The 6744-nt window shown below is 43.1% G+C and carries 15 protein-coding genes and 1 pseudogene; all 16 read left to right on the top strand.

Annotation, left to right across the window (positions count from 1 at the left end):
- A pseudogene (locus B3K42_RS05655) lies at positions 1-461 on the top strand (hypothetical protein); the annotation flags it as partial.
- 2 nt (positions 462-463) lie between these two features.
- Complete coding sequence (locus tag B3K42_RS05650; protein ID WP_110991284.1) at positions 464-982, top strand: hypothetical protein; 519 nt, start codon at positions 464-466, stop codon at positions 980-982.
- A 2-nt stretch (positions 983-984) separates the two neighbouring features.
- Positions 985-1164 carry a hypothetical protein gene (locus B3K42_RS05645; RefSeq protein WP_110991283.1) on the top strand — a complete coding sequence of 60 codons (180 nt, stop codon included), beginning with the start codon at positions 985-987 and terminating at the stop codon, positions 1162-1164.
- The gene (locus B3K42_RS05640) at positions 1161-1481 is read left to right on the top strand and encodes a nucleoside triphosphate pyrophosphohydrolase family protein (protein ID WP_110991282.1); all 321 of its coding nucleotides are present in this window, start codon (positions 1161-1163) and stop codon (positions 1479-1481) included. Before B3K42_RS05645 ends, B3K42_RS05640 begins: the two co-directional genes overlap by 4 nt.
- Positions 1478-1681, top strand: coding sequence for a hypothetical protein (locus B3K42_RS05635; protein ID WP_110991281.1), 204 nt, complete (start codon positions 1478-1480; stop codon positions 1679-1681). The genes B3K42_RS05640 and B3K42_RS05635 overlap by 4 nt, the downstream gene beginning before the upstream one ends.
- Before the next feature lie 10 nt (positions 1682-1691).
- Positions 1692-2153: a hypothetical protein gene (locus B3K42_RS05630; protein WP_110991280.1), complete on the top strand. Its 462-nt coding sequence runs from the start codon at positions 1692-1694 to the stop codon at positions 2151-2153.
- Positions 2154-2166: 13 nt separating this feature from the next.
- Positions 2167-2697, top strand: a complete 531-nt coding sequence (locus B3K42_RS05625; protein WP_110991279.1) for a hypothetical protein — start codon at positions 2167-2169, stop codon at positions 2695-2697.
- Positions 2698-2810: 113 nt separating this feature from the next.
- Positions 2811-3206 (top strand): YopX family protein, encoded by a 396-nt coding sequence (locus B3K42_RS05620; protein WP_292597391.1) that lies wholly within the window; start codon positions 2811-2813, stop codon positions 3204-3206.
- A complete protein-coding gene (locus B3K42_RS05615; protein WP_292597388.1) occupies positions 3206-3721 on the top strand; it encodes a hypothetical protein in 516 nt (171 codons plus the stop codon). Before B3K42_RS05620 ends, B3K42_RS05615 begins: the two co-directional genes overlap by 1 nt.
- The gene (locus B3K42_RS05610; protein WP_292597386.1) at positions 3718-4104 is read left to right on the top strand and encodes a helix-turn-helix transcriptional regulator; all 387 of its coding nucleotides are present in this window, start codon (positions 3718-3720) and stop codon (positions 4102-4104) included. Before B3K42_RS05615 ends, B3K42_RS05610 begins: the two co-directional genes overlap by 4 nt.
- A 4-nt stretch (positions 4105-4108) precedes the next feature.
- Positions 4109-4297, top strand: a complete 189-nt coding sequence (locus B3K42_RS05605; protein ID WP_292597383.1) for a hypothetical protein — start codon at positions 4109-4111, stop codon at positions 4295-4297.
- Positions 4298-4375: 78 nt separating this feature from the next.
- Positions 4376-4570 carry a hypothetical protein gene (locus B3K42_RS05600; RefSeq protein ID WP_292597380.1) on the top strand — a complete coding sequence of 65 codons (195 nt, stop codon included), beginning with the start codon at positions 4376-4378 and terminating at the stop codon, positions 4568-4570.
- The gene (locus B3K42_RS05595; RefSeq protein ID WP_292597377.1) at positions 4570-4992 is read left to right on the top strand and encodes a single-stranded DNA-binding protein; all 423 of its coding nucleotides are present in this window, start codon (positions 4570-4572) and stop codon (positions 4990-4992) included. Before B3K42_RS05600 ends, B3K42_RS05595 begins: the two co-directional genes overlap by 1 nt.
- Positions 4993-5130: 138 nt before the next feature.
- Positions 5131-5631, top strand: coding sequence for a hypothetical protein (locus B3K42_RS05590; RefSeq protein WP_292597375.1), 501 nt, complete (start codon positions 5131-5133; stop codon positions 5629-5631).
- A gap of 163 nt (positions 5632-5794) precedes the next feature.
- Entirely contained in the window at positions 5795-6163 is a 369-nt protein-coding gene (locus B3K42_RS05585) for a RusA family crossover junction endodeoxyribonuclease (RefSeq protein ID WP_292597374.1), read from the top strand.
- The gene (locus B3K42_RS05580; protein WP_292597370.1) at positions 6160-6720 is read left to right on the top strand and encodes a hypothetical protein; all 561 of its coding nucleotides are present in this window, start codon (positions 6160-6162) and stop codon (positions 6718-6720) included. The genes B3K42_RS05585 and B3K42_RS05580 overlap by 4 nt, the downstream gene beginning before the upstream one ends.
- Positions 6721-6744 lie beyond the last annotated feature (24 nt).

The raw sequence follows: 6744 nt of genomic DNA, 5'->3' as shown, positions 1-6744 counted from the left end.
GGTACTTATATTCTGCAGCAAACAGCGTAACGTTAAATAACGCTTCTAGATATAGATATAGAGATATAGAAATAGATAAAGAATTAGAACTAGATCTAGAGAAAGAACTAGATCTAGAGAAAGAAACTAACAAAGAAAGAGATTCAAAAATTCCGTATGATGAAATCGTTGAAATCTTTAACAGCAAATGCCCTGAACTTCCTAGAGTAATCAAAGTAACCGATCAAAGGAAGAAGTTTCTTAATGCAAGATGGAAAGAATACCCTTCGCTAGACTTCTGGAATCAATTCTTTGAGACGGTATCAAAGAGCAACTTCCTTAACGGAAAAGTAAACGACTTCAAAGCCAACTTTGACTGGCTCATCAGACCAAACAACTTCGTAAAGGTTGTTGAGGGCAATTACAACGGCAGGGAGAAGAACAAGGGACTGAAGACTCTTGTAAATGAATTGGAGTGGTGACGATGCTCGACAAGAAGGTTTTCGCTCAAGCGTTAGCGGGAATGGCTTCTGTATGGAAGGAGATAGAAAAGGTTGCCGATGATGAGTTTGCCTCGGCCCTATGGTACAGGACACTCTCCGATCTTGACGATCAGAGTTTCAAAGAGGGAGTAGTACACATCATGAAGACGTTTCATTTCGCTCCTAAGCCTTCAGACATTCGAGAGGCAGCGCTTGTATCTACAAAACCTCTCTTGGGAGCTGAGGAAGCGTGGGGAATTGTTGTCAACGATATTAGACGAGGTAATTTCTACTTTGGTACACCGAATTATCAGGACTGGAAGATAAACAAGACGCTCGAATCATTCAATTCTCTCGAGCTTAGGGATATGACGAGCGAAAACCGCCCGATCATAAGGGCGCAGTTCATCAAAATATATAACCAGTTCAAGGAAAGAGAGAAGGAGGCTCTCGTTACTAACGACCCAAAGTTAAAGGCTCTTCTGCAATCAATAGGCGCATTGCCACAATTGGAGGGGTAGTAGTGATCTTATTCGCGTATGTACTAATCGCAATCTTCTTCTTAGGCTTCCTAACGGTAGTAACTTGGAACGAAATGTCTTGGCTCAATGTGATGGTTGTTTGCGGATTATCTATCATGTGGCCTATCACACTGATTCTTCTTGTTGTCAGACGAAATGAATTGAAAGGAGGTAGCGAATGACTTATAACGAATTTGCGGAAGATGTTATCAGGACAATAAATCACGGATTAGATGAGGACAACCACATATTGTGCGGAATCATGGGGCTTGTCGGTGAAGCTGGAGAACTTGCTGACGCGATAAAGAAAGTCTATTTTCAGGGTCACAGGTTAGACACGGAAAAGATGAAAGACGAGCTTGGAGACGTTCTGTTCTACTTTGCGTATTTATCTGAAACGCTTGGAATACGCATAGAAGACATTATGAAATACAACGTAGCGAAGAGGGCCGAGAGATACCCTTACGGATTTGAGACAGAAAGGAGCGTGAACAGATGACTTTAAGAGATGCAGCAGCATTTATCGACGAGGCGCAGGACGCGCTTCACAATGCAATTGGTTACACAGATGGCGTTGACGTTAAGGAGTGCGTTGATGAAGCACTAAAACCTCTCGCAAAGGCTCGCGAGGCTATTGAGGAAGTGGCAAACGACATCGAAACCGCTTACTTAATTCTCAAACCTAACATAGAAGTGTGAGGAGGAATATATGACAGATACCGACGAGTTCCTAAGCAAAGGGCATGAAGCGTCTTTTTTCAACGATCTCATTAAAAGGGTGTCTCTTGAAGCGGAAAAGCAGTATTCCGAATACGCGAAGAGCGCAAAGCCGTGCTTCAGCAACCAGCCTTACTGGCAAATGTCAACGGACGTACCTGTTATGAAAATAGAGCGATTGGTAGATAACCTGATGGATATGATCTACGAAGAAGAAAAAGATACGTACGCAGAAGCCCTTCAGTCCATAAGAGATTGCAAAAAGAAAGCAGAAGATATTATGGCTCAGGCTTTACTGGCATACATATGTGTCGGAACGTATGAAAGCGAAGTCATGAGCGACGCAGAAAAAGAGAAAGAAGAAGTAACTGGCAGAGATTGGAAACCAGACGGAGACGATCGGGACTTCAAAGAAGGGTTAGACCGCTATCTTACTCGTTCTGATTGGGATTAACGGAGGCAGATGAATGTACGAAAAAGAATATGAAAAACTCATTGAGTTTATAGTTCAAGAATTTCCTGACGAGATTGGAAAGGGGAGTAAGAAACGTGGAGAATCTGCAGGACAAGTTGCGATAAGGCTGCTCAATGAATACAAATCTCTTGTTGTGTTCGTTCCTGTATATAGACACATCATTGAACTCGAAAAAGAAAAGGAAAAAATGCTCGAAAGAATTGACTTACTTACAGGAGAGATTCAGAGCATAGATCATCAGCTTTCTTGTGCTATCGAGAAGAAGGTGGAGACAGGCGAGTACGCAGATGTCAAGTGGTTTATGTCGGCCAAGAACGCGAAGAAAGCAAAACGAGCAGAGATCATTCGTATTCAACGCAAATTGCACAAGATCAATTCAGAGATCAAGGCCACAAGAGGTAAGACTTACGAAAGGCTCTTCGTTGAAGTTGCAAAGGACGCTCTAAGCGAAGAACAGTACAAAACAATCTGCAGGCTTGCCTTCGACAGAATGGGGAAACTCGAACAATACGCTAAAGAGTGATGTGCTGATTTGAAGATTTTCTTAGGGTTTGTGAGCACAGTTATGCTAAACAGAAACCTTTTCAAAGACAAGGAATTACCTTATTCTATTATTTTGCAAAGCGAGGTGGATTGATGAACTGGAAGTTTAGGATATGGAGCTTATCAGAAATGAAAATGTATTCTCCTACGAAGATTGAAGTATGTATGTCCGAAACCACAGCGAAGATATTCGACGGAAAGAAGCACCGCACACTCATGAATAACAAGCTGGTTGGTATTGAGCAATTCAAGCTCATGGCAAACGTCGGTATTAGAGACGGCGAAGGAAAAGAAATCTACGATCAGGACATACTCGAAACAGAAAAAGGGAGGGGGGTAGTGTACTTTCAGCCAACACGCGGAGCGTATGTAGTCAACCTGTTCGGCAAGGGAGAGGTAATGTTCGATGAAGTCAAGTGTTCCGTCAAAGTTCTCGGCGATGTTTTTCGGAATCCCAAATTGATTGCAGAATCTGTTGAGGTGATGTAATGGAGCAAATAGAGATTCTAAAAGAAAACCTCGCTTTGCTCGAGGACAATTTCAAAGACTTTAAGAAGGAGGCTAACGAAAGGATAGCCAGACTTGAGATGGCAGCTAAGAAAGTTTTGGTTAGCAGACTAGATGATGTAAGCAAGTCAAATACAATCTTCCTAAAGCAAAAGTACGAATCATTCTCCGCAATAAATCAGATAAGCGAAACGAGGTACAGACTTACTGTTTATGGAACGGCTGCAAAGATGCTCAAGCACGCGGCCAACAGGACAAAAGACAACATGCTGTCTTACGTGGTTCTCGGACGCGAAATAGTTATAAAGACCTCTGGAGACAAGAAGAAGCGTTACCGATCGTCTGCTGAATCAATAAACACAGACATTCACGCTAAGCTGGATTTCACTTCGATGTACTGTCCTGTCGATTGCGAACCGTACCAAGATGACTTCATAGTGCGAATAGACCTGTCTGCAAGGATTAACCCGAACACGCTCGAAGTGATGCTCATATGAACGTAGTCTTCACGGATTCAATAAGACAGTTCAGGATACGCAGAGGACTGAACAGAAGGGATCTTAGCAGAAAGTCAGGACTGCATAAGGACGCAATTCAACGTATTGAGGCTGGCGAGTATAAACCGACGAAAAATACTTGTCAGAGAATAGCCGATGCTCTCGAGGTCGATCTTTCAGAGATTTACGGAACTGACGGAACGATGGATAAGGTGAATTTATTAAGAGCGGCATTGAGAGAAGTTGAAGAGAGGTTAGACGTTATTTGCAAAGTTGTAGATGCAACAAACAACTTCATAGAACGAATCGATAGTGAAGATGCCGAGATCGACGAGCAAGCGCATAAGTGCCTTACTCAGGTAATGCAAATACTCAAGAGGTGATGAAATGTTTGAAGTTGTGTTGATGAACAAGAATACTCGTACAACAGAAAAAATAAGAGTAGAAGCATCAGGACACGCAGAGGCGTGGGAAAGGGCAAGGAAAGCATTGGAATTTAACGGAAAGAAAGCTGGCGATTACTACATCAAGACGTCCCACAAGATTGTCGAAGATACGCGCACATCTAAGGTATAACGCGTTGTTCTGCGCTATACGACTAAATATGTATCTGAAAAAAGAAAACGCGTTATAACGCATTTTAAGGGGGCAATCATGGAAGAAAGAAAAATCGAATGGAAAGTAACCGAAAGTGAGCCAGCTTGCAGAATGTTGGTTGACAACGAAAAGATTGTGCTAATCATCGGAGATGATGAAATGATCGCGGCAAATCCTATGACAAACAGCGGAGAAACACCCATACAGTTCTTTGACAGATTCTTAGAAGGCATATCGCTGGAGGAGGAATAATGGGAATAGCTTACAACAGAATAATACTCGTAGGAAGACTCGTTAGAGATCCCGAGTTTAGCTACGCGCAGACAGGAACTGCCATATGCAAGTGCGCAATCGCAGTCGATAGGGAGTTTGCAAAGAACAACGAGACCGATTTTATTCCGCTCGTTTCGTTCGCAAAGACAGCCGAGACTATGAACAACTTCCTTCACAAAGGTTCGCTCATTCTGGTGGAGGGCGCGCTCAATATCGACAATTATCAGGACAGAGAAGGAAACAAGAAAACGTTCGCTAAGGTCGTCGTTAACAGATTCAACTTCATGGAAAAGAAGAACGCGTCTAACGGCAACTCGGCTCAGCACTCAGACAAACAGCTTGAGGAAGATACGGTGTTCTTCGGTTCTGACGATGGCGGCTCTGACGAAATTCCGTTCTGAGGTGTGACATGATAGGGAGAAAATGCCCGAAGTGCGGCAAAGAATACTTCAGCAGTAATGAGGGGGGAATCTGGCAATGCTCGTGCGGAAGACAGCTTACACCAGAGATGAACTCTTACGAACTCGTGAGGCAGAACAATGAAATCACTAGAGAGATTCGCGCTGACGGAGAATTACTCAAGCGAAGATCTTCTCTGGGCGTTGAGAAATTACCAAAGCATATGGTCGAGAATCCTTGAGACGCAAGTAACCCTTACATTCAAGGACGGAGACATAGACTTTGAATCTCCACCAAAGACAATCAACTATTCAAAAGACACTTTGAGGGGGTGCATACAGACTAAGAGAATGGCCGACGGACAGAAAGCAGTTCTCATAATTGCCGCTATGAAGTTGGACGCGATGCTGAAGTCGCTAACCGACAAGCAAAGAGAAGTTGTTTTCTGGCGATTGATTGACCGATCTCATACTGTTGTTAGAAATCAGAAGAGGTATGCAAGTACGAGGGAGCTGGCAGAAATGCTGAGTATTCCTAATTCAACATTTAGAGATCGTCTAATAAGCGCATGGGAAAAGCTAGGCGGCGAATGGGAGTTGTTGAGAGATTACATTCAATACGCGATAGAAAACAGTTGTTAGAAAAATTCTGAAAAATCCGATTGACTTTCCGCACAAATATGCAGTATAATTGCTACGATTGCGGAAGTCATACAGGAGCTGACAGCTCCTGTATTTTTTTGCAACTTATATCACCCCCAAAGGGCAGGACCGACCCCCTGCCCTTTATTATGAGGTGGGAATCTTGCCGAAGAATCGTGTTACATTCTCAATTCCTGTACCTCCAAGTGAAAATCATTGTTTCTTTACTGCAGGACATAGGCGAATACTAACGAAAGAAGCAAAAGAGTTTATGACGGAGGCCGCGCTAAAGGCCAAGATCGCTTCGAAAAAGGCAAACTGGAAAATCGTTAACGGAAGGAAAGTGGTTTTGCTTCTCTACTTCTACTTTCCGAATAGGCGAAAGAAGGATACGCACAACACGCTGAAGGTTCTCATGGACAGTCTCGAAGGAATCTTATACGAAGATGATTACTGGGCTTTGCCGAGAATAATGGACTTTGGAATTGACAAGGACAATCCTCGCCTTGAAGTCGTTGCATATCTGAAATGAAAACTCCGTACACAATAGAAAATCAAATCTTCACAAACAAGGCTCATGATGCGGCTAAGAGATACGTATATCCGAGGGTTTTCAGGAATAGCGGAATAACGATAAGAGACACGATTCTTGGAACAGGCAAGGTCGAGACGATTCTCGACGGACAGCTAGCGATAGACAGGATAATCAACGTTCCTTGCGAAACTCTGAACAGCACGATAAAGCTGACGGTTCAGGAAAGATTCAGGAAACCGAGCCACGCGAAGTTCAGAGACATAGGTATAACGGAATGGAACAATGCTTCTGGACTCGAGGGCGAATTGTACAAACTTCATTCAAACCTTTTCGTTTATGGATACTTCAACGACGACACTGACATATTTACTGAGATAGTCGTTGTGAATGTGCCCATGCTTCTGATGAGGATTGCGACAGGCACAATTAAATTCACTAGAACCTACTTTGAGGATAAATACCAAAGCGCGATCAACGTTAAATTCGATGACATAAAGGCAACAAACTGCATGATCTACTCGGCTCGAAACATAGGACGAAATCTTATGCAGTGAACCCCCCGAAAGATGGTTGTGAGT

This window comes from Mesotoga sp. UBA6090 (assembly GCF_002435945.1).
In the GTDB taxonomy this organism is placed as follows: Bacteria; Thermotogota; Thermotogae; order Petrotogales; family Kosmotogaceae; genus Mesotoga.
This window is presented reverse-complemented; position numbering and strand designations above follow the sequence as displayed.

Bases quoted from the DNA above. Each gene is read 5' to 3' on its own strand.
- B3K42_RS05650 (WP_110991284.1), top strand. From the start codon at position 464: ATGCTCGACAAGAAGGTTTTCGCTCAAGCGTTAGCGGGAATGGCTTCT.
- B3K42_RS05640 (WP_110991282.1), top strand. From the start codon at position 1,161: ATGACTTATAACGAATTTGCGGAAGATGTTATCAGGACAATAAATCAC.
- B3K42_RS05635 (WP_110991281.1), top strand. From the start codon at position 1,478: ATGACTTTAAGAGATGCAGCAGCATTTATCGACGAGGCGCAGGACGCG.
- B3K42_RS05630 (WP_110991280.1), top strand. From the start codon at position 1,692: ATGACAGATACCGACGAGTTCCTAAGCAAAGGGCATGAAGCGTCTTTT.
- B3K42_RS05625 (WP_110991279.1), top strand. From the start codon at position 2,167: ATGTACGAAAAAGAATATGAAAAACTCATTGAGTTTATAGTTCAAGAA.
- B3K42_RS05620 (WP_292597391.1), top strand. From the start codon at position 2,811: ATGAACTGGAAGTTTAGGATATGGAGCTTATCAGAAATGAAAATGTAT.
- B3K42_RS05615 (WP_292597388.1), top strand. From the start codon at position 3,206: ATGGAGCAAATAGAGATTCTAAAAGAAAACCTCGCTTTGCTCGAGGAC.
- B3K42_RS05610 (WP_292597386.1), top strand. From the start codon at position 3,718: ATGAACGTAGTCTTCACGGATTCAATAAGACAGTTCAGGATACGCAGA.
- B3K42_RS05605 (WP_292597383.1), top strand. From the start codon at position 4,109: ATGTTTGAAGTTGTGTTGATGAACAAGAATACTCGTACAACAGAAAAA.
- B3K42_RS05600 (WP_292597380.1), top strand. From the start codon at position 4,376: ATGGAAGAAAGAAAAATCGAATGGAAAGTAACCGAAAGTGAGCCAGCT.
- B3K42_RS05595 (WP_292597377.1), top strand. From the start codon at position 4,570: ATGGGAATAGCTTACAACAGAATAATACTCGTAGGAAGACTCGTTAGA.
- B3K42_RS05590 (WP_292597375.1), top strand. From the start codon at position 5,131: ATGAAATCACTAGAGAGATTCGCGCTGACGGAGAATTACTCAAGCGAA.
- B3K42_RS05580 (WP_292597370.1), top strand. From the start codon at position 6,160: ATGAAAACTCCGTACACAATAGAAAATCAAATCTTCACAAACAAGGCT.